Annotated in this window: 15 protein-coding genes; 9 read left to right on the top strand and 6 right to left on the bottom strand. The window is 65.8% G+C overall.

Going from position 1 to position 21,392, the window contains the following annotated elements; all coding sequences use genetic code 11:
- The first annotated feature begins 25 nt into the window (after window positions 1-25).
- The 6 genes from AC1AYN_RS10265 (at window position 26) to AC1AYN_RS10240 (ending at window position 7,644) form a co-directional block, all read left to right on the top strand.
- The gene (locus AC1AYN_RS10265; RefSeq protein ID WP_476503349.1) at window positions 26-505 is read left to right on the top strand and encodes an HTH domain-containing protein; all 480 of its coding nucleotides are present in this window, start codon (window positions 26-28) and stop codon (window positions 503-505) included.
- A gap of 43 nt (window positions 506-548) precedes the next feature.
- Entirely contained in the window at window positions 549-1,859 is a 1,311-nt protein-coding gene (locus tag AC1AYN_RS10260) for a deoxyguanosinetriphosphate triphosphohydrolase (RefSeq protein WP_476533124.1), read from the top strand.
- 110 nt (window positions 1,860-1,969) lie between these two features.
- Complete coding sequence (gene dnaG / locus AC1AYN_RS10255) at window positions 1,970-4,072, top strand: DNA primase (RefSeq protein ID WP_476533123.1); 2,103 nt, start codon at window positions 1,970-1,972, stop codon at window positions 4,070-4,072.
- A gap of 181 nt (window positions 4,073-4,253) precedes the next feature.
- Window positions 4,254-5,129, top strand: a complete 876-nt coding sequence (gene pdxS, locus AC1AYN_RS10250) for a pyridoxal 5'-phosphate synthase lyase subunit PdxS (RefSeq protein ID WP_034526836.1) — start codon at window positions 4,254-4,256, stop codon at window positions 5,127-5,129.
- Window positions 5,130-5,147: 18 nt separating this feature from the next.
- A complete protein-coding gene (gene pdxT / locus AC1AYN_RS10245; RefSeq protein ID WP_476503352.1) occupies window positions 5,148-5,792 on the top strand; it encodes a pyridoxal 5'-phosphate synthase glutaminase subunit PdxT in 645 nt (214 codons plus the stop codon).
- A gap of 244 nt (window positions 5,793-6,036) precedes the next feature.
- Window positions 6,037-7,644 (top strand): aminotransferase-like domain-containing protein, encoded by a 1,608-nt coding sequence (locus AC1AYN_RS10240; protein WP_476533122.1) that lies wholly within the window; start codon window positions 6,037-6,039, stop codon window positions 7,642-7,644.
- A 42-nt stretch (window positions 7,645-7,686) separates the two neighbouring features.
- Here AC1AYN_RS10240 and phnX read toward each other — a convergent pair whose 3' ends face one another.
- The 4 genes from phnX to AC1AYN_RS10220 form a co-directional block, all read right to left on the bottom strand.
- Window positions 7,687-8,469, bottom strand: a complete 783-nt coding sequence (phnX, locus tag AC1AYN_RS10235) for a phosphonoacetaldehyde hydrolase (protein ID WP_476533121.1) — start codon at window positions 8,467-8,469, stop codon at window positions 7,687-7,689.
- Between the two features lie 35 nt (window positions 8,470-8,504).
- A complete protein-coding gene (locus AC1AYN_RS10230) occupies window positions 8,505-9,713 on the bottom strand; it encodes a 2-aminoethylphosphonate--pyruvate transaminase (RefSeq protein ID WP_476533120.1) in 1,209 nt (402 codons plus the stop codon).
- A 228-nt stretch (window positions 9,714-9,941) separates the two neighbouring features.
- Window positions 9,942-12,809: an extracellular solute-binding protein gene (locus AC1AYN_RS10225; RefSeq protein ID WP_476533119.1), complete on the bottom strand. Its 2,868-nt coding sequence runs from the start codon at window positions 12,807-12,809 to the stop codon at window positions 9,942-9,944.
- A 3-nt stretch (window positions 12,810-12,812) separates the two neighbouring features.
- Complete coding sequence (locus tag AC1AYN_RS10220; RefSeq protein WP_476503374.1) at window positions 12,813-13,619, bottom strand: ABC transporter ATP-binding protein; 807 nt, start codon at window positions 13,617-13,619, stop codon at window positions 12,813-12,815.
- A gap of 485 nt (window positions 13,620-14,104) precedes the next feature.
- Between AC1AYN_RS10220 and AC1AYN_RS10215 the strand changes: the two genes are divergently transcribed.
- Both AC1AYN_RS10215 and AC1AYN_RS10210 read left to right on the top strand, forming a co-directional pair.
- The gene (locus tag AC1AYN_RS10215; RefSeq protein ID WP_476503375.1) at window positions 14,105-15,301 is read left to right on the top strand and encodes an SLC13 family permease; all 1,197 of its coding nucleotides are present in this window, start codon (window positions 14,105-14,107) and stop codon (window positions 15,299-15,301) included.
- A gap of 148 nt (window positions 15,302-15,449) precedes the next feature.
- A complete protein-coding gene (locus AC1AYN_RS10210; protein ID WP_476533118.1) occupies window positions 15,450-16,319 on the top strand; it encodes a MurR/RpiR family transcriptional regulator in 870 nt (289 codons plus the stop codon).
- 23 nt (window positions 16,320-16,342) lie between these two features.
- Here AC1AYN_RS10210 and AC1AYN_RS10205 read toward each other — a convergent pair whose 3' ends face one another.
- Window positions 16,343-17,320, bottom strand: coding sequence for an aldo/keto reductase family protein (locus AC1AYN_RS10205; protein ID WP_476533117.1), 978 nt, complete (start codon window positions 17,318-17,320; stop codon window positions 16,343-16,345).
- A 261-nt stretch (window positions 17,321-17,581) separates the two neighbouring features.
- Here AC1AYN_RS10205 and AC1AYN_RS10200 point away from each other — a divergent pair, with 261 nt between their 5' ends.
- Window positions 17,582-19,459, top strand: coding sequence for an oleate hydratase (locus AC1AYN_RS10200; RefSeq protein WP_476533116.1), 1,878 nt, complete (start codon window positions 17,582-17,584; stop codon window positions 19,457-19,459).
- Window positions 19,460-19,588: 129 nt separating this feature from the next.
- On the opposite strand, the gene AC1AYN_RS10195 is transcribed toward AC1AYN_RS10200, so the two are convergent.
- Window positions 19,589-20,503 carry an aldo/keto reductase gene (locus tag AC1AYN_RS10195; protein WP_476533115.1) on the bottom strand — a complete coding sequence of 305 codons (915 nt, stop codon included), beginning with the start codon at window positions 20,501-20,503 and terminating at the stop codon, window positions 19,589-19,591.
- Window positions 20,504-21,392: the final 889 nt, after the last annotated feature.

Genomic DNA, 21,392 nt, shown 5'->3' with positions numbered 1-21,392 from the left:
CCGGACACGTCGAAAGGAGGCCGCCATGGGAGCCGGTGGATTCACCAACGAGGAGATCGCGTATCTGCGTTCGCTTCCCGCCGTCGCGCGCGTATCGAACGGACGGATCCGCTACTCCGAGGCGTTCCGTCGCGAGTGCATGCGCCGGTATCGCGCCGGCGAATCCCCCGTGCGCATCTTCCGCGACGCCGGATTGGACGCCTCCCTGATCGGATACAAGCGCATCGAACGGTGCATCGCGCGTTGGCGCACCATGCCGGACGCCCCCGAGACCTCCGGAACCACGGGAATCGCCGGAGCCGCCGGAAGCCCGGACGCGGACGCGGCGTCCGGCGGCGCGGCGGACGGCAGGCTCCCGAAGCCGTTCACGCCGGAACTCAACGTGCGCGCCGGCAAACGGGACCTGCGCGACCTGCTCATCTCCCAACAGGTGATGCTCATCGAACACCTCGAATCCGAGGTCGAACGGCTTCGCGCGGAAATCGGCGAACGGTCCGGAAAGTAGCGGACGGCCGCTGCTAGGCTTGGGGCCAAGGGGGAGATGCGCCATGGAACCCAGCCACCACGATGACCTGCCGACGGGCCGCGCCGAACGCGTGCCGAAAGGCGAGGGCTACACCGCGTCCGACGAGGAGCGGTGGGCTCCCGAGCCGCCCAAATCGAAGTCGCGCACCGCGTTCGAACGCGACCGCGCGCGGCTCATCCACTCGTCAGCGCTACGTCGGCTCGGCGCGAAAAGCCAGATCCTCGTCGCCGGCACCGACGACTTCGCGCGCACGCGCCTCACCCACACGCTCGAAGTCGCCCAGATCGGGCGCCAGATCGGCAAACTCCTCGGCTGCGACCCCGACGTGGTCGACTGCGCCTGCCTCTCCCACGACCTCGGCCACCCGCCGTTCGGCCACAACGGCGAGGCGGCGCTCGCCCGCATCGCCCGGGGCATCGGCGGATTCGAAGGCAACGCGCAGACGCTGCGCCTCCTCACCCGGCTCGAACCCAAGGTGTTCCATCCGGACGGCCGCTCCGCCGGCGTGAACCTCACCCGCGCCTCGCTCGACGCCGCCGTCAAATACCCGTGGACGCTCGCCGAGGCGGCGAAGCACCCCAAAGGCGAACGCAGCGCCAAATACTGCGTCTACCCGGACGACGAACCCGTGTTCCGCTGGCTCAAACAGGGGCTCGCCGACCCGACCGCACGGCCCATGGAATGCCGGATCATGGACCTCGCCGACGACATCGCCTATTCGGTGCACGATGTGGAGGACGCCATCGCCACCGGCGCGTTCAACCCGATCGCGCTCTCCGACGCGCGCGTGATCGACACCGTCGTGGAGCAGACGCGCGCATGGTACGGGCCGCAATGGGACCCGAACCGTCTCGTCGAGGCGTTCGCGCGCCTGAAACGGCTCGACATGTTCCCCGATCATTTCAACGGATCGCGATCGGCGCTGGCCCAGCTCAAGAACATCACCTCCGACCTGATTGGCCGGTTCGCGTGGAGCGTCGAGGAGGCGACGCGCGACACCTACGGCCCGGGGCCGCTCACCCGGTATTCGGCGCGGCCCGTCATCCCCGAGGAGACCTCGTACGAGATCGTCGCGTTGAAGGGCATCGCCGTGCATTTCGTCATGGCGCCCGGGGAGAGGGAGCCGATGCACGAGGAGGAGCGGCGCATCGTCGAAGACCTCGTCGACGTGCTCATGGCCGATTCGCCCCGCCCCAGCGACATCCTCGAAAGCCAGTTCCTCGACGACTGGGAGACCGCCGCCAACGACGGCGAGCGCCTGCGCGTCGCCGTCGACCAGGTCGCCTCGCTCACCGACTCCTCGGCGCTTGCGCTCCACTCGATCCTGTTCTGAACGATGTCGCCGGCGACGCGCGGCGAACCGGACGGACGACGGACACGCGCCGACGGCGGAAACCGGCATACCCGCACCGGTGCCGCGGCGAGGCGGTAGGGTAGTGTGTCATGGCCGGAATGATCAAGAAGGAAGACATCGAGAAGGTGCGCGCCGCCGCGGACCTCTACGACATCGTATCCGCATCCGTGTCGCTCAAGCCCTCGGGCACCGGCACGTTCGTCGGCCTATGCCCGTTCCACGACGAGAAGACCGGCAGCTTCAACGTGCGTCCCGCCCTCGGCGTCTGGCACTGCTTCGGCTGCGGGCTCGGCGGCGACGTGTTCAAATTCGTCGAACAGCAGGAGAACATCGACTTCCGCGAGGCCGTCGAACTGCTGGCCGACAAATACCATATCGAACTGCACTACGAGAGCACGGGCGCCGGCAGGCCGGATGGGCATTCCGGCTCGAAGCGCGCGCGACTGCTGGAGGCCAACGAGGAGGCGCAGCGGTTCTTCACCAGCCAGATCATGAGCAAGGAGGCGCTCGCCGCCAGGAAGCTGCTCGGAGGCCGCACGTTCAGCCAGGCCGATTGCGAGCGGTTCGGCTGCGGGTACGCGCCCCAGGGGTGGGACAATCTCGTCCGTCATCTCGCGTCCAAGGGGTTCACGCAGCAGGAGATGCTTGACGCCGGTCTCGCGCGTCAGGGGCAGCGTGGCGTCTACGACTACTTCCGCGGCCGCGTCACCTGGCCGATCCGCGATTCGACAGGGCGCACGCTCGGTTTCGGCGCGCGCAAGCTGTACGACGACGACCAGATCGCCGCGAAGTACATCAACACGCCGGACACGCAGCTCTACCGCAAGAACCAGGTGCTGTACGGCATCGATTTGGCGAAGAAGGCGATCGTGAAGAAGCGCCAGGTCGTGATCGTCGAGGGGTACACGGACGTGATGGCCATGCATCTGGCGGGCATCGACACGGCCATCGCCACCTGCGGCACCGCGTTCGGCACGGAGCATGCGAAGATCGTGCGTCGCCTCATCGCCGACGATTCGCTCGGCGCCGTCCAGCTCACCGGACCGTTGAAGGTCGAGGGCGAGAAGCTGAGCTCACGTGTCGTGTTCACGTTCGACGGCGACGCCGCCGGGCAGAAGGCGGCGCTGCATGCGTTCGGCCTCGACGCGGCGTTCCTCTCGCAGACGTTCGTCGCCGTGGCCGACGACAACCTCGACCCGTGCGATCTGCGCATCGAACGCGGCGACGAGGCGGTCCGCTCGCTCATCGAGCACGCCGTGCCCCTCTACGATTTCGTGATCGACGCGGCGATCGGCCGTTTCGACACCCAGTATGCGACCGGGCAGGTCGGGGCGGCCAAGGCAGCGGCCCCGCTGATCGCGCAGATCCGCGACCGGTCGCAGCTCGACTGGTACACGCGCCGCGCCACGCGCCGTATCGGCATCGACCTCGACATCATGCGGGACGAAGTGAGGCAGGCGCGTCGACGGCTGCACGTGCGCGACGAGGACGCGTACGCGCCGCGCCGCCGGTTCAACGGCGGCGGCGCGTTCGACCGCGGTCCGCGCGGCCGTGACGACGATCCGTACGCCGATCCCGCGAAACGTCGTGAGCTCGAGCACCGCGACGCGACCGAGCAGACGTACTTCCGCATCGACGACGCCGTGTTCATCGCCGAACAGCAGTTCATGGCGCTGCTCATCCAGGTGCCGCGTGCCGTGAGCCCCAACGGGTTCGCGGAGCTGACGCTCGCGAACTTCATGACGCCCGTGTTCCGCACGCTGTTCCAGGCGGTCGCCGCCGCCGGCGGGCTTCCCTCCGCGGACACGCCCCAGGGGCTGTGGATGCACAATCTCACCAAGGCGGGCGGTCCGATGCTCGAATCGACGATCAACGAGCTGGCCGTCATGCCGCTGCCGCTGTCCGGTGGGGAGCGTGTGGCGGGCGACGGCGGCGCGGGCGTCTCCGACCCGGCCGGCGCCATGCCGGACGCGCGTCTCAGGACACCCACGAAGGCCGAGAGCCGCTACGCCTCCGAGCTGCTCGCCAAACTGCTCGACATCGGCTATATGCGGCGCATCGGCGCGGCCCGGCGCAGGATGGCCATGATGCCGGATGGTGCGGAGAAGATCGCCCTGCTGGGCGAGATCACGCGGATGGAGACCCATCGCAAGGACATCCAGTCGCAGGTCTACGGCAACGACATCGGGTGAGCCTCGCGGGGCTTTCGCGATTGGACTGGTCGGGAATCCGCGGATTGGCCCCATCCAAATTGGACTGGTTTGGACTGGTCGCGCCGCCGGCGTCCGATAATGGTCGGCGACCGGTGCCGTGCCGTCCGTCATCGGACGCGTCCGGCTCCGCATGGCATCGTACGAACCAGAAGGGATCATCATGACGCAGAACCGTGCCGAACTCAACCGCAACCTCGCCCAGATGCTCAAGGGCGGCGTGATCATGGACGTGACCACGCCCGAACAGGCGAAGATCGCCCAGGACGCCGGCGCCTGCGCGGTCATGGCGCTCGAGCGCATCCCGGCCGACATCCGCGCGGCCGGCGGCGTCTCCCGCATGTCCGACCCGGCCATGATCAAGGGCATCCAGGAGGCCGTGTCCATCCCGGTCATGGCGAAGGTCCGCATCGGCCACATCGCCGAGGCGCGCATCCTGCAGGCCATCGACATCGACTACATCGACGAGTCCGAGGTGCTTTCCCCGGCCGACGACGTCTACCACATCGACAAGAACCAGTTCGACGTGCCGTTCGTGTGCGGCGCGAAGAACCTCGGCGAGGCGCTGCGCCGCATCGCCGAAGGCGCGGCCATGATCCGCACCAAGGGCGAGCCGGGCACCGGCGACGTGATCCAGGCCGTGCGCCACATGCGCACGATGAACAAGCAGATCCACGAGCTCGTCTCCCTGCGCGACGACGAGGTGTACGAGGCGGCCAAGCAGCTCGCCGTGCCCTACGACCTCGCCAAGTACGTGCACGACAACGGCCGTCTGCCCGTCGTCAACTTCGCCGCCGGCGGCGTCGCCACCCCGGCCGACGCGGCCCTGATGATGGAGCTCGGCGCCGAGGGCGTGTTCGTCGGCTCCGGCATCTTCAAGTCCGGCGACCCGGCCAAGCGCGCCGCCGCCATCGTCAAGGCGACCGCCAACTGGCAGGACGCCGATCTGCTCGCCAAGCTTTCCGAGAACCTCGGCGAGGCCATGGTCGGCATCAACGAGGACGAGATCCAGACCATCATGGCCGCCCGAGGCGAGTGAGACCCGGAGGCGATTGACATGGTCGTAGCGGTCGAATACATCTCCAAGGAGGAGTCCGACGGCGTCGAATCCGGGCAGGACCGGCACGGCGTGACCGGCATCCTCGCCGTGCAGGGCGCGTTCGCGGAACACGCCGCCGTGCTCGACAGGCTCGGCGCGCCGTGGAAGCTGCTGCGCGCCGCCGAGGATTTCGACGACTCCATCGACCGGGTGATCCTGCCCGGCGGCGAATCCACCACGCAAGGCAAGCTCCTGCACTCCACCGGACTGTTCGAGCCGATCGCCGAGCACATCAAGGCCGGCAAGCCCGTGTTCGGCACCTGCGCCGGCATGATCCTGCTCGCGAAGAGGCTCGACAACGACGAGCACGTGTACTTCGGCGCGCTCGACGCCGTCGTGCGCCGCAACGCGTACGGCCGCCAGCTGGGCAGCTTCGCCGCCACCGCCGACTTCGGCGAGCCCGGGGACGCCGACTACATCGAGGATTTCCCGCTCGTGTTCATCCGCGGGCCGTACGTCGTCTCCGTCGGCGGGTCGGCGCGCGTCGAAACCGAGGTCGACGGGCATCCGGTGGCGCTACGGCAGGGCAACATCCTCGCCACCGCGTTCCATCCGGAGCTCACCGACGACACGCGCCTGCACGAGCTGTTCCTCGCCCTGTAACGCTCCCCCATACTCCCCATGGCTGCTTCCCATAGCGCGGAACCCGCCCCGCAACCGCTCCCATGGTGCGGTGTGAAGATGATGTGAAACGGCTATTTTCCGCCGTTTTGCATCGCCGCACCATGGGAGTTTTACCGCACCATGGGATGATTGTCGGGATGATTGTCGGGATGGGTTGCAGGATGATCGTCGGGAGAGGCGTCCCGATGGCGGATGCGGATGCGGAGCGGAAAGGATGACGGGCATGCAGCTGGAACTCGACCGGCATACGAACGTGCCGATGTACCGGCAGCTGGCCGCGCAACTGCGCGAACGCATCGTCTCCGGCGAACTCGCCGAAGGCTACCGGCTTCCGCCCGAGCGTGAGCTCGCCGCCAGACTCGGAGTCAACCGCACCACCGTGCTGCAGGCCTACCAGCAGCTGAAGGACGAAGGCCTCATCGCCTCCAAAGTAGGCAAAGGCACGTTCGTGACGCCCGTCGCCGACGCCTCGCCGGTCAGGTCCGCGAACCATGAAGGGGATTCGCGGGCCGGTCGGGAACGGGAGCCCTCGCCGGCCGGCGGCATCGTGCACACCATACGGGACCGACACCCGGACTCGGAGACGGAACCGTCCGTCGTGCCGCCTCCATGGTCGGTGCTGTTCAGCGACTATTCCAACCGGTTCACCTATCACGACATCGCATCGGCCGATCGGGCCCAACGCGGCGGCACCGTCATCGATTTCGCCACCGGTTCGCCGAACCCCGGCGACATCCCCGACGACCTGCTGCGCGCGGTGAGCGTCGAGGCGTTCTCCTCGCACGAGTTCGACGGCCGTCCCGAATCTCCCATCGAAGGGTTCACGGAACTGCGCGCATTGCTCGCCGACCACATGCGTGCACGCGGCGTGCGGTGCGACGAACGCAACGTGATGGTGCTGTCGGGTTCGGAGCAGGGCATCGACCTGTGCGTGCGCGCGTTCCTCGATCCGGGCGATTGCGTGCTCGTCGAACAATCCACGCTGTTCTCCGCATTGCAGGCGTTCCGTTCGGTGGGGGCCCGCGTCGTCGGCGTGCCGATGGACGGGCGGGGCATGCGCACCGATCTGCTGGAAGGCTACTGCGCGCGGTACCATCCGAAATTCATCTACACGATTCCCACGGCGCACAATCCCACCGGCGTCACGATGCCGACCGCGCGCCGGCGCGAGCTCATCGCCGCGGCCAGACGCCACCAGTGCCTCATCATCGAGGACGACGCCTACGGCGATCTATGGTACGGGCCCATGCGGCAGCAGACGGGGGAAGGCGGGCGCGACGAAGGCGATGCCATGGCGGTCCGGCCCACGCCGGTGGCGGGCATGGAGAACGCCGGATATGTGATCTACCTGTCCACGTTCTCGAAGACCGTCACCTCCGGGCTGCGCACCGGCTGGATCGTGGCCGACCCGCATGTGATCGGCAGGGTCGCGGCCCTGAGGCGGATGGTCGACCAGCATACGAGCACGTCCTCGCAGCGCATCTGCATGGAACTGCTCAAGGAGGGGCGCATCGGCGCGCATGTGGACGCGCTCACCAAGGCGTACCGCGAACGTCGCGACCGGACGATCGCCGCGCTGGAGCGTTACGCGCTCGACGGCATGCGATGGACCGTGCCGGAAGGCGGCTACTACGTGTGGGTGACGTTGCCGCGGGGCGTTCGCGCGTTGGCGCTGTTGGAGCGGTGCCGGGCCGAAGGCGTCACCTTCATGCCGGGCGGCGTCTTCGACGTCGACGAGACGGATGACTCCCACATCCGTCTCAACGTCGTGCGCCCCGCAGCGCGTGATCTCGACAAGGGGGTCCGCATCATCTGCGAGGCGCTCGGATAGGTCCGGACGAATGAGTCCGGATAATCGGTTCAGGCGATCGGTTCAGGCGATCTGGGCGAGCAGGGCGGGAAGCTCGGCCATCGAATCGATGACCGCGTCAGCGCCGGCGGCGACGAACGCGTCACGCGCCTTGGCGCGGGCCGCGCGCTTGCCGGCCTCGTCCAGCGCCTCGAACTCCGCCTGGCTCAGCGCCATCTGCGAGCTGCCCTCGGTCACGCCGATCGTGAACACGCCGGCGTTCTTGCCTTCGCGGATGTCGGAGAGCGTGTCGCCCACCTTCGCGGCGCGGCGCACGTCGGTCACGTGCAACGCCTCCAGATTGCGGAAGATCATGTACGGGTAGGGGCGGCCGTAGCCGTCCGTGCCGTCCGGGCTGATCCAGAAGTCCGGATCGTAGCCGTTCTCCTTGGCCTTCGGCACGACGATCTCCATCATCTTGTCCGTGTAGCCGGTGGTCGAGCCAATCTTCAGCCCCGCCTCGCGCAGGGCGGCGACCGCCTCCGTCACGCCCGGCTTCGGATTGGCGAAGCCGTCGAGGATGGACAGCAGCTTCGGCTCGAAGTGCGCGTACACGGCGTCCGTGTCGGCGTCGGTCGGGGCGGCGCCGTGCCGCTCCTCCCAGGCGCGGGCGATGCGGTCCATGTGCAGCATCGTGTCGATGTGGTCGTGCTTGAGCATGCCCATCGGCTTCCTGGTCTCGGCCATCGTCGGCTCGACGCCGAACTCCTTGAACGCCTCCTGGAACGCCTTGACGGGGGCGAAGCAGCCGTAGTCCACGGTCGTGCCGGCCCAGTCGAAGATCACGGCTTCGAAACGGTTGGTCATGGTTCTGTCTCCTTGTTCCGATTCCCGAACGGTTTTCAGGCGGTGAACTTCACGTTCGCCGGGGCGGCGGCCTTGATCGGCTCGCCGGCCTTGTCCATCGCGGCGATCGCCTCGGGCACGGAGGCCGAGCCGGTGGCCGCCTCGAGCAGGCCGCGCTCGCCCATGTACAGGGCCAGCAGCTCGGTCACCTTCTCGATGTCGTCCGTGTAGATCTCGCCGATGTTGCCCAGACGGAACGTCTCCTCGTGGGTGAGCTTGCCCGGGTAGATCGCGTAGCCGCGCTCCTTGATGAACTCGTACATGTCGTGGAAGTCGAACTTCGTGCCGTCCGGGTAGAGGAACGTGGTGATGATCGGGCCCTGGTTCTTCGCGAGGAACGTGCGGAAGCCGAGCGCCTTCATACGGGCGATGAGCAGGTCGTTGTTGAGCTGGTAGCGGGCGGAGCGGGCCGGGATGCCGCCTTCGGCGAACATCTCGTCGAGCGCCTTCGAGAAGGCGAGCACCACGTGGGTGGGGGAGGTGTAGCGCCACTTGCCGTTCGCCTTCTCCAGCGTGTTCCACTGGTCCCACAGATCGAGGGACAGCGAACGCGCCTTGCCCTTGGAGGCTTCGAGCTTCGCCTTGTTGCAGATGATGAAGCTGAAGCCGGGCACGCCCTGGATGCACTTGTTGGCGGAGGAGACGAGGAAGTCGATGCCCCAGCCGGAGACCGGGATGTCGACGCCGCCGAAGGAGCTCATCGCGTCGACCATGAACGTGCAGCCGTGCGCCTTGGCGACGGTCGCCACGGCGGCGATGTCGTTGAGCAGGCCGGAGGTGGTCTCCGAGTGGATCATCGACACGTGCGTGATGGACGGGTCGCGGCGCAGGTACTCCTCGACCTTGTCGGCGTCCGGGATGCGGTCGTACGGCTCGGCGTACTGCACATAGTCGATGCCCGCGTGCTCGCAGATCTTGACCTGGCGGTCGCCGTACGCGCCGTTGGTGCACAGCAGCACCTTCTCGTCCTTGCCGATCACGGAGGTCAGGACGCTCTCCACGCCGAACGTGCCGGAGCCCTGCATGAGCACGACGGTGTAGTCGCGCGGGTCGCAGTGGGCGAGTTCGAGCAGCTGGCGGCGGATCTTCTGGGTGATCTGCTGGTAGTCCTCGTCCCACGTGCAGTGGTCGAAGAGCATCTCCTCCTTGACCGTGCGGGTCGTGGTCAGCGGTCCGGGGGTGAGCAGCTTGTATTCGTTGGCCATGATGGTCGTTTCCTTTCCTTGGCTTGATGAGTGGGGTTATGTGAAGTGCTGTTGCTGTTGCGAAATGCTGTGAATATGGCTTCCGCCCGCAGAGTGTAATCACGAAGGAAGTTTTTGAAAATTTCTACGTAGATTTCGCCCTGCGGGCGGAGTGTCGTTTGTAGTAAGCGAGTTGCGTTCAGATTGCGTTCACTTGCGCGGTCCGGGCGCGACTCAGGGCGAGGCCCGTCACTCGCCGCCTTCCGCGGCCCGCTTGCACTCGGACGAGAAGTCCTGGTGCTTCTGGAGCAGGTCGACGGTCAGCGGTTCGGGGAAGGACTTCGAGCGCTTGGAGGCGTTCGCCGGGGCCTTCTCGCCCTTGTAGAGCGGGGTCGGGTAGGTCTCGAGCAGCTCCTTGCGGCCCTGGTCGATGATGACGCCGGCCATCTTCTGCGCCTTCGGGTTGGTGGCGCGGCCCTTGTCGAGCACCGCCACCGATTCGGTCAGCGAGTAGTTGCCTTCGGTCGGGTCCACGTAGTCGATGGGCAGGCCGTTCTTCTTGTCCGCGACCGCCTGGTGGCGCAGGCCGAAGCCGATTGCCACCTCCTTGGCGCGCACGGACTTGAGCGGGCCGGAGCCGGACTGTTCGAGGTGCGGGCCGGCGTTGCGGTAGATGTCCGTCAGGATCTTCTTGCCCTTCGCGCCGGTGCCGTAGGCGTCGACGATGGCCTGGACCATCAGCCAGCCGGTGGAGGAACCCTCCATGTCCGGCACGGAGATCAGGCCCTTGTACTCGGGCTTGGCCAGGTCGGCATAGCTCTTCGGCTTCGGCACGCCCGCGGCCTTGAGGGCCTCGGTGTTGATGATGATCGCGCCCTCCTGCGCGGTGGTCGGGGAGCGGTAGGCCGGGGCCTTCGAGTTCTCCGTGTCGCCGAGCAGCTGTGAGTGCACGTCCGTCAGGTTCGCGAACATGTGGTTGCGGTCCTGGGCGGAGTCCACGTAGTAGGAGCTCATCGTCAGCATGTCCGCCTCGAGGGCCTTGCCCTCGGCCAGCATCTTGCCGCCGAGCTCGGAGGTGCCGAACTCCTGGATGATGTACTGGTCCTTGTAGCCGTTGCGGTCGAGCGCATGTTCGAAGGCGGTGACGGCCTCCTCATCGGCGTTCGTGTAGATGACGACCTTGCCGCCGGCCGCCGCCGCGGACGTGGAGACCGCGCCGAAGCCGACGAGCAGCGCCACGCACACCGCGGAGGCGATGCCGGTGAGCAGGCTGCGGTTCCTGCGGTTGCCGCTGTCCGGCAGCTGGAAGGTGGCGGCCGCCGCCGCGAGCTGGCGGCTCGGGCGCACGGTGCTGAACGAGGCGGCCACCTGCGGGGTCCTCACGGTGGCCTTGGCCTTGCGGGCCTCCTTGGCGCGCTCGGCGGCACGGTCGCGGGTGAACAGGGCGATCAGACCCTTGACCACGAGGTTGACGACGAGGATGAGCAGCGAGAGCACGAACACGTCGTCGAACTTGGCGATGTGCTGCAGGGCGGAGATCTTCGTCGTGATGACCTGCGTGCGGGCGCCGGTCAGGAAGACGACTGCCGAGATGGTGACCATCGCGTTGACGAAGTAGTAGCCGAAGATCTGCAGCAGGGTCGGCCACGCGTTCGGCGTGACGACGCGCACCAGCGTCTTGATCCAGTTGTCGCCCATGAGCTTGGCGGTGGTCTCCCAGCCGGCGTTCATCTTGGTCAGCGAGTCCTTGATCATCTGGTACGGGGTGGCGAAGTAGTGCACGATGTTCGCGATGATGAGGATCCAGAACGTGTTCTGCAGCGGCGAACCGGAGAACATGAACAGGAAGGCGATGCCGAGCACCATGCCCGGGACCGTGTTGATGATCGCGGAGATCGCGTCCACCGAGCGGCGGGCCCACGCGGGCAGCTTCGAACGGGAGGTGACGAGGCCCGCGGCGTAGACGAACACGCATCCGAAGATGGCGGTCATCACGGCGACGTACAGCGAGTTGGTGAACACCTGCGTCAGCTGCGAGTCGGTGAACAGGTTCGCGATGTGCGCGAACGTGAAGCCGAGATGGTCCGGCCACTCCTGGACGAACGGGATGAGCAGGATCACGAGGAACACGGAGAGCACGCACACGAGCGTGACGACCGAGGCGATGCCGCAGATCCAGTCGCGCTTCTTCCCCTTGGGCAGGTCGATCTGGCTGATCTGCTTGTAGCGGATAGCGAAGCGCTCGAGCACGGTCATCAGGACGATCGAGATGATCGAGGGGATGAGCATGAACACGGCGATCACGGCGCCGCGGTTGAAGTTCGGGATCGAGCCGAGCATCTGGTTGAACAGCGTCATGGCCAGCACGTCGTAGGTGCCGCCCACCGAGGTCGGGATGCCGTAGTCGGTGAACGCGAGGAAGAACGACTGGATGAACGCGACGGCCAACGTGCCGACCAGCGGGCGCAGCACGGTGTTGAGGAAGGTCGTCAGCGGGTTGTCGCCCATGATGTGCGAGACGATGATGAACTTCTTGTCGACGAACTGGAAGCTGTTGTTGATGAGCAGGAAGCAGGTCGGCAGCGTGTAGATGACGTAGCCGATGAGCAGGCCGTTGAACCCGTAGATGTCGAACAGCGGATGGCCGATGATCTGCGTGATCAGGCCGTTCTTGCCGAACGAGTAGATGATCGCGAAGCCGTAGGTGATGGTCGGCAGCAGCATCGGCAGCTGCGCGAGCAGGGCGACGGCCTTCTTGAATCCGCGCGGCACGTTCGTGCAGTTGATCGTGTAGCTCAGCAGGAACGCGAGCAGCACGGCGACGAGCGCGGAGACGGCGGCGACGGTCAGCGAGTTGGTGATCGACCGGATGAATTCGGGGCGGGACAGGATCGTCGCGTAGTTGTCGAGCGTGGCCTCGCCGCCCGCGGTGGTGAAGGAGCGGATGATCACGAGGATCATCGGCACGACGAGGAATCCGATGAAGCACACGGCGACGATCGCGAGCAGCGTCCACAGTTCGGTCTGCTTCGGCTTGGAGGGCCGCGCCTCGTAGTTGTGGATCTCGGGGCGGATGTTGGGCAGCTGTTTGCCCGCCTGGATGGACTCTACCGACATGGCTCAGGCCTCCTGGCCCGCGGAGGCGAGCTCGGCGTTGGCGTGCGCGGCCGTCTCGGCCTCGTCACCCTCGTTGAACAGGGTGTAGATGTTGTTGCGCTTCACCTCGAGCTGGTGGAGGATGAACTTGCGCACGAAGTCGGACGCCGGATGCTCGATGATGTTCTCCGGGGTGTCGTACTGCGCCACCTTGCCGTGGTTGATGATGAGCACCTTGTCGCTCATCGTGCACGCCTCCTCCGGATCGTGGGTGACCATGATCGTGGTGAGGTCGTACTGCTCGACGATCTGCTTGATCTTCGCCTTGATGGACTCCTTGATCACGCCGTCCAGGGCGGACAGCGGCTCGTCGAGGAGCAGCAGCTTCGGCTTCATGACGAGGGTGCGGGCGAGCGCCACGCGCTGCTTCTGGCCGCCGGAGAGTTCGTCGATGTGCTTGTTGAGGTGCTCCTCGAGGCCGAGCAGGCTGATCAGCTCCTTGATCTCGTCCGGCGAGGAGATGCCCGGGTTGTTCCTCAGGCCGTAGGTGATGTTCTCGTAGGCGGTGAGGTTCGGGAACAGCGCGTAGTCCTGGAACACGATGTTGAAGCCGCGCTTCTCCATCGGCACGTGGGTGAGGTCCTCGCCGTTGTAGATCAGCTGGCCGCTGGTCGGCTCCGTGATGCCCAGAATGATGTTGAGCAGCGTGGTCTTGCCGCCGCCGGACGGGCCGAGGATCGACATGATCTTGCCGTTGTCCAGTTCGAGGCTGATGCCGTTCAGCACATGGGTGTCGCCGAACGACTTGGTGATGTCCTTGAGTTCGAGCATATTTCGTCAACTGCCTTTTTCTGTCCGGGCCGGCTTTCCGCGGCCCGTTCGCGGGGGCGCCGCGGTCGCGGTGCCGTGATCGGTATTCAGTTATCGCGGTTTGGACCTCATACCGTGGCAGCCGAACCGCGCTGCATCTCCTATCGTGCCGCCGCTTCGGGCCGCGCGGACGGCGTGCAGGGGAAAGTTGACTGAAACCATGGTGAACAGCAAGTGAAACTACGCGGGCGGTGTGTAGTCGGCGTAGTCCCGCATCACGCGCGCGGACGGACCAGGGGACTCGGGAAAACTTGTTCTTCATATTCCGTTCATGCGGAATTCAGTCATGAAAAATCGAAAAAGTCGGGAGGAAAAGCCAATAGCGAGTAAGCGTGACCAATGATTTCGCGGAAAACGGTCGGAAAACAGCACGCCGGGACTACGTAACAGGGTGCGGTTTCCGTTAGGATACTTACGGTAAATCCCCTTGTTCCACGGAGGAATCGATGCGGCGCTGGCTGGTCGGACTGTTGAAAAGCGAGACGATTCTCATCGTCGCCACGGTGCTGGCATTGATCTCATGCTTCATCGTCCCGCCGGACGCCGACTACAAGGGCTATGTGCACATGAGCACGATCAGCCAGCTCGTGTGCCTGATGCTCGTCGTGTGCGGTCTGCAGCGCATCGGCGTGTTCCGCATCATCGGCTCGCGTCTGCTGCATCACGTGCGCACCGCGCGGGGGCTCGTCCTCACGCTCATCTCGCTCACGTTCTTCTCCGCGATGCTCATCACCAACGACGTCGCGCTCGTCACGTTCATCCCGTTCGCGATCTCCGTGCTCGTCATGGCGCACATGGAGGAGCATGCGGTGCTCGTCGGCACACTGATGACCATCGGCGCGAACGTGGGCAGCATGCTCACGCCGATCGGCAACGCGCACAACCTCTACCTGAAGGCGCTCACCGGCATGCCGTCGATGGAGATGATCGGCATCATGGCGCCGTACTCCGTGACCGCCGCCGTGCTGCTCGTCGTCATCACCTGCGTCGTGTTCGGCTCCAAACCGGTCTCCGAATTCCAGTCGTTGGACGGTGCCGGCATCGAGCAGGGCGTGCTCGCACCGGAAAGCGGCAAGCCGCGCCCCGACGAGATCCGCATCACCGGCTATGGCGCCGGCTACGGCGGATGGCGCACCGTCGTCTATGCGCTGCTGTTCGTGGTCTGCCTGCTCGCGGTGAGCGACTTCATCCCGCTGTGGCTCATGTGCGTGATCGTGTTCGCCGCGTTCCTCGTGTGCGACCGCAAGGCGTTCCGCAACGTCGACTGGGGTCTGCCGCTCACCTTCACGATGTTCTTCATCTTCATCGGCAACATGAAGCGCGTGCCCGAATTCTACGAGCTCGCCGCCTCGCTGGTGGACGCGCATCCGCTGGAGGTCGCGGTCGGCTCCAGCCAGCTCATCAGCAACGTGCCCACCACGATCCTGCTGTCCGGCTTCACCGAGCAGTGGCGTCCGCTCATCATCGGCACGAACCTGGGCGGCATGGGCACGCTCATCGCCTCGATGGCCTCCCTGATCGGCTACAAGAACGTCGTGCGCAAATATCCGGACCGCAAGGGCCGCTACCTCGCCGTCTACTCGGCCGTCAACGTGCTCTTCCTCATCGTCCTCGTGGGGCTTTCCTGGATCATCGAGCCGTGACCGGCGCGACCGGCTCGGTGCAGCAGGGAAAGTTAACGCACGGTTCACCTTCCGGTCAACCGTAGTCCCTCGGCGGCACACCCGCGCGGGCTATCGTCGTCCTCGACAATACGAGATGATGGTGGAACTGTCGCGAGGAGATGGAACCTTGCAGCCTTCGGTGGGAATTCGCGAACGCATCGACCACGTGTATCCGTCATTGAGGCCGGCCGAACGGTCCGTCGCGCGGTACATCCGCGACCATATCGAGGAGGCGGCGGGGCTGACCGTCGGCCAGCTCGCCGAGGCGACGCATGTCAGTCAGCCGACCGTGATCCGCTTCTCCCGCAAGCTCGGCTTCGGCGGCTATCGCGAACTGCGCTACGTGCTGCGGCATCCCGAGGCGGAGCGCCAGGTGACGTTCGACCCGCTCGAGGGCTTCGACCTCAACCCGTGGGACGATCCGGAAAGCGTGCCCGCCAAGGCGGCCGCCGGCGCCACGTCGCTCATCGACGAGCTGCGCCGCTCGCTCGACGTGAAGGCGTTCCGCAAGGCGACGACGTTGCTCGCCGGAGCGAACGCCATCGACATCTACGGCGTGGAGAACTCGCTCGTGCCCGCCACCGACCTGTTCACCAAACTCATGTATCTGGGATTGGACTGCCGTCTCAACACGGACGCCTACCTCCAGCAGATCGGCGCCGGGCATCTGCATCAGGAGGACGTGGCAATCGCGTTCTCCCATTCCGGCTCGTCGGCGGACACGGTGAAGGCGCTGCGCCTCGCCAAGGCGGCGGGCGCGCGCACCATCGCCGTGACCAATCACGTCGGCTCGCCGTTGGCCGGTTCCGCCGACGTGACGCTGGTCACCGGCTCCGGATCGCACACGATCTACGGCAACGCGATCTTCTCGCGCGTGGCGAACGTGGCGCTCGTCGACATGCTCTACATGGGCGTGATCCTGTCCGACTACGGCCGGTTCTCCACCGCGCTCGACCAGTCGGGCAGGATGATCGCGGACCGGGAGTACCGGGGCTGAGCCCCGGTATCCACCCCCAAGGCTCAGCCGACGTGGCGCTCGAAGCGGTGGAAGCCGGTGATCGCGTCGATCTCGGCCATCGCGTCGGCGGGGATCTCGAAGCCGGAGGCCTTGAGGTTGTTCTCCAGCTGGCTGGGCTTGCTGGCGCCGGCGATCACACAGCTGATCTCCTTGTGCTGGAGGATCCAGGCGAGGGAGAGGACCGGCAGGTTCACGCCGAGTTCGTCGGCCACGCCGCGCAGGCGCTCGACCATGTCGAGGTTCGCGTCGGTGAGCAGGTCGTTGATCTGGTGGTCGGCCTGCCAGGTGGCGCGGGAGCCGGCCGGCAGCGGCTGGCCCTTGCGGTACTTGCCGGTGAGCAGGCCCTGGGCGAGCGGTGAGAACGTGGTGATGCCGATGCCGAGCTTCGAGCACACGCCCATGATCTCGTGCTCGATGTAGCGATCGGCGAGGTTGTACTGCGGCTGCACCACGGTGATCGGGTAGAGGCCGAGACGGTCGATGATGCGCTGCGCCTCCTGGAGCCTCGCGCCGCCCCATTCCTCGGAGACGCCGTAGTAGAGGACCTTGCCCTGCGCGACGAGGTCGCTCATCGCGCGCAGCGTCTCCTCCAGATCGGTGGACTCGTCGAAGCGGTGGCAGTAGTAGAGGTCGAGGTAGTCGGTCCTCATGTTCTTCAGGCTCTGCTCGCAGCTCTCGAAGATGTGCTTGCGGCTCAGGCCGCGGTCGTTCACGCCGTCGCCGGTGGGGAAGAACACCTTCGAGGAGATGACCAGCTCGCGGCGCGGGAAGCGGCTCAGCGCCTCGCCGAAGAAGCGTTCGGCCGCGCCCGCGGAATACGCGTCGGCGCAGTCGAAGAAGTTCACGCCGTTGTCGAACGCGAGGTCGACGGTCTGCTTCGCCACGTCCTCGGCGGCGGTGCCCTTGAGGTCGGTCACCCAGCTGCCCAGCGCGATCTCGCTGATCTTCAGTCCGGACTTGCCTACGTTGCGGTACTTCATCGTTGCTGCTCTTTCCTTGATTCAGGCGTTAACGGTCACAATCCATTGAATCACTTCAAGTGCGCTTCAATGCAAACGCCGCATGATGGACGTGCGGCGTGCCCATCCGTCGTGCCCATCCGTCGTGCCCACCCGGCCGTGGCGTTCCCGTATCCGGACACGACGCCGGTGTAGTGTCTATGGTGGGAGAGAGCGAAATGCGACATGATGTCTGACAGACGGAATTGACGGTCTGTCAACATATCCTCAAGGAGGCGGCATATGTATTATTCCAACGGCAACTACGAGGCGTTCGCGCGGCCGAAGAAGCCGGAAGGCGTCGACGGCAAGCACGCGTACATCATCGGCACCGGACTCGCGGCCCTGTCCGCCGCATGCTATCTCGTGCGCGACGCGCAGATGCCCGGCGAGAACATCCACATCCTCGAAAAGGACGACGTGCCCGGCGGCGCCTGCGACGGCGCCGAGATTCCCGGACTCGGCTACGTGATGCGCGGCGGGCGCGAGATGGATAACCACTTCGAGGTGATGTGGGACCTGTTCCGCTCCATCCCCTCCATCGAGAACCCCGACGTCTCCGTGCTCGACGAGTACTACTGGCTCAACAAGGAGGATCCGAACTACTCGCTGTGCCGTGCCACCAAGGACCAGGGCAAGGACGCCGGCACCAAGGGCAAGTTCGGTCTGTCCGACAAGGCCGCGCAGGAGATCATGAAGCTCTTCTTCACCCCCGACGAGGAGCTCTACGACAAGCCGATCACCGACTTCTTCGACGACGAGGTGCTCGACTCCAACTTCTGGATGTACTGGCGCACCATGTTCGCGTTCGAGAACTGGCATTCCGCGCTGGAGATGAAACTGTACATCAAGCGCTACATCCACCACATCGGCGGTCTGCCGGACTTCAGCGCCCTGCGCTTCACCCGCTACAACCAGTACGAGTCGATGATCCTGCCGATGGTCACCTACCTCGAGTCGCACGGCGTCGAATTCCGCTACGGCACCAAGGTCGAGAACGTCGAATTCGCGATCGGCGGCGGCGACGGGCCGAAGCGCGAACGCACCGGCGTCGGCCAGGACACGATCCTGAAGATCCAGGCGACCTCCGGCGTGTTCAAGCGCAACCCGTACGGCAGTGCCACGAAGAAGATCGCCGTCCGCCTCGACCTCGACCACGAAGGCGACAAATCCTCCATCGACCTGACCGAGAACGACTATGTGTTCATCACCAACGGCGGCTGCGTCGAGAACTCCACCATGGGCTCGCAGCATGCGCCCGCGCCGTGGAACCCGGACCTGAAGCCGGGCGGCGGCTGGGACATGTGGCGCCGCATCGCCGCGCAGGACCCGAGCTTCGGACACCCCGACAAGTTCTGCTCCGACCCGCAGTCCACCAAGTGGATGAGCGCCACCGTCACCACGCTCGACGGCGAGATCCCGCCCTACATCCAGCGCATCTGCAAGCGCGACCCGTTCTCGGGCCACGTCGTGACCGGCGGCATCGTCACCGTCGCCGACTCCAGCTGGCTGTTGAGCTGGACCCTCAACCGCCAGCAGCAGTTCCGCGACCAGAGCAAGGACCAGCTGTGCGTCTGGGTGTACGGCCTGTTCCCCGACAAGCCCGGCGACTACGTGAAGAAGCCGATGACCGAATGCACCGGCGAGGAGATCTGCGCCGAATGGCTCTACCACATGGGCGTCCCGACGGAGAAGATCGAGGCGCTCGCCGCGAAGCACGCCAACACAGTGCCGGTCATGATGCCGTACATCACCGCGTTCTTCATGCCGCGCGCCGCCGGCGACCGTCCGGACGTCGTGCCGGACGGCGCCGTCAACTTCGCGTTCCTCGGCCAGTTCGCCGAGACGCCGCGCGACACGATCTTCACCACCGAGTACTCGATGCGCACCGGCATGGAGGCCGTCTACACGCTGCTCGACGTGGACCGCGGCGTGCCCGAGGTGTGGGGCAGCGTCTACGACGTGAGGAACCTCCTTAACGCCACGGTGAAGCTGCGCGACGGCGCGCCCGTCACGGACATGAAGCTCAACTTCGTGGAACGCGCCGTGCTCGGCAAGGTGCTGAAGAAGCTCGACGGCACCGACATCGCCACGCTGCTCAAGGAGTATCACGTGATCTGACCGCGTGACCCGCGCATGCGATTCGGCATGCGCGGGAACGGCGACGGCCCGGCCGCAGGCGGTGAGCCTGCGCTGGGCCGTCGTTCGTTCCGATGTCGGCGATCGTCGCCGTGCGTCGGTGGTGACGGTTCAGATGTTGCCGCGCACGTGCTGGTCCGCCCACGACTGGGAGTGCGTGAACGTGGCCGGATCGGCGCTCACGTTCGCGTGCGGGTCGTCGAGCGCGTCGATGGCGGCGATCTCGGCGGCGGTCAGGTCGAAGCCGGCGCTCGCGAGGTTCTCGCGCATGCGCTCCACGTGCTTCGACTTCGGGATGACGATGCGTCCCTCCTGCGTATGCCAGCGCAGCACCACCTGCCCCGGCGTCGTCCCGTGCGCCTCGGCGGCCGCCGTGACCGGTCCGGATTCGATGTCCCTGCCGTGGCCGAGCGGGCTGTACGCCTCGACCGCGATGCCGTGCGCCTTGCAGAACGCGCGCACGCCGGGCTGGTTGAAGCGCGGATGCACCTCGATCTGGTTCACGGCCGGCGCCTCGCCGGAATCCTCGATGATCGCGCGCAGATGCTCGGGCAGGAAGTTGCTCACGCCCGGCACGCGGATCGCGCCCTCGTCGCGCAGCCTCAGCAGGGCGCGCCACGTCTCGCGGTAGAAGCCGGCGGCGGGGAACGGCCAATGGATGAGATACATGTCGATGACGTCGACGCCCAGCTTGCGGCGCGACTCGTCGAACGCGACGCGCGCCGCGTCGTAGCCTTGGTCGCAGTTGCGCAGCTTCGTGGTCACCCAGACCTTGCCGGCCATGCCGGTGGCCTTGAGCGCGTCGCCGACCTGCTGTTCGTTGTAGTAGGCGGCGGCCGTGTCGATGTGACGGTAACCGAGTTCCAGCGCCTCCTCGACCGCGCGCTGCGTGTCCTCGGGCGGGATCTGGAACGTGCCGAACCCGATCTGCGGGATCCGGGTGCCGGCCTTGTCGTGCAGCGTCAGCTCGGGCGACGTCGCGGGTGATTCCTCATGTGATGTGGTTGTCTGCGGATCGCTCATCATGCCCCCATTCGTCGATGATGTGGAATCGGGTTCCATTGTAGGCCCGTGCGCGGGCGTTCCCGGGGGTCTATCCCGCGGATGCCGTCCGAATCGGCGGTGATGCGACACGCCGGGCGAACGGCGGTATGACAGCGTTCTGAAACCGGTTTCAGCATACGTTTGCAAAACGAGCCGGCGGCGTCTATCATGTGAGATGTCAGCCGGGATACGAAGCCGGCGACCCAATAAGAAAGGTGGATATCATGACCAACAAGAACATCTTCGGTGATTTCATCAGCTACTGCGCCGACAACATGTTCCCGGAGAACATCGCCCGCCAGAAGATGGCCGAGACCGCTCGTCGTCACGGCGATCGCTGAATCGCATACTGATTCGATACTGTCCGAGTAGCGGCCCATCCGCTTGACGCCGGAATGAATGAAAAGGCGTCGTGGAGTGTCGCGAGTTCGATGAGCAGTTGAGGATACGGACAACGGCGTCCGCCCATAATTCCGTCGTTATGATTCCCGTCCGCGCACCGCGAGACGGGTTTCGTCGTATTCGGGGCGATTGATGCCCTCAGGCCCTCGCGTCGAGTGCCTTTGCCCGCGCATATTGGCAGACTGCCGCTTCTCTGGCCCCCTTTGTGGAGGGGGCTCCCGGCTGTGCCGGGTGGGGGAGAGCGCTCCCCCTTGTGAGGGGGAGCTGGCGGCCGCAGGCCGACTGTGGGGGTTGTCGGGTTGTTTGTGGTCGGTTTTTCGACACGCCGGTGGAGGCTAGTGTTTGCAGGGGTTTTGGGGGTTGTTTTGTGGTGTGGGTTTGCGGTGTTGGTCGGTGTGGTGTAGGTTATTCATTCGCTGCCGCTGAGCGGTCCGGTTGTCTGCTGTTGGTTGGTTTCCGGGGTGTTCGG

It is taken from the genome of Bifidobacterium sp. LH_413, from assembly GCF_056357015.1.
The sequence above is the reverse complement of the archived record's forward strand: the minus strand, read 5'-3'. Positions and strand labels throughout refer to the sequence as shown.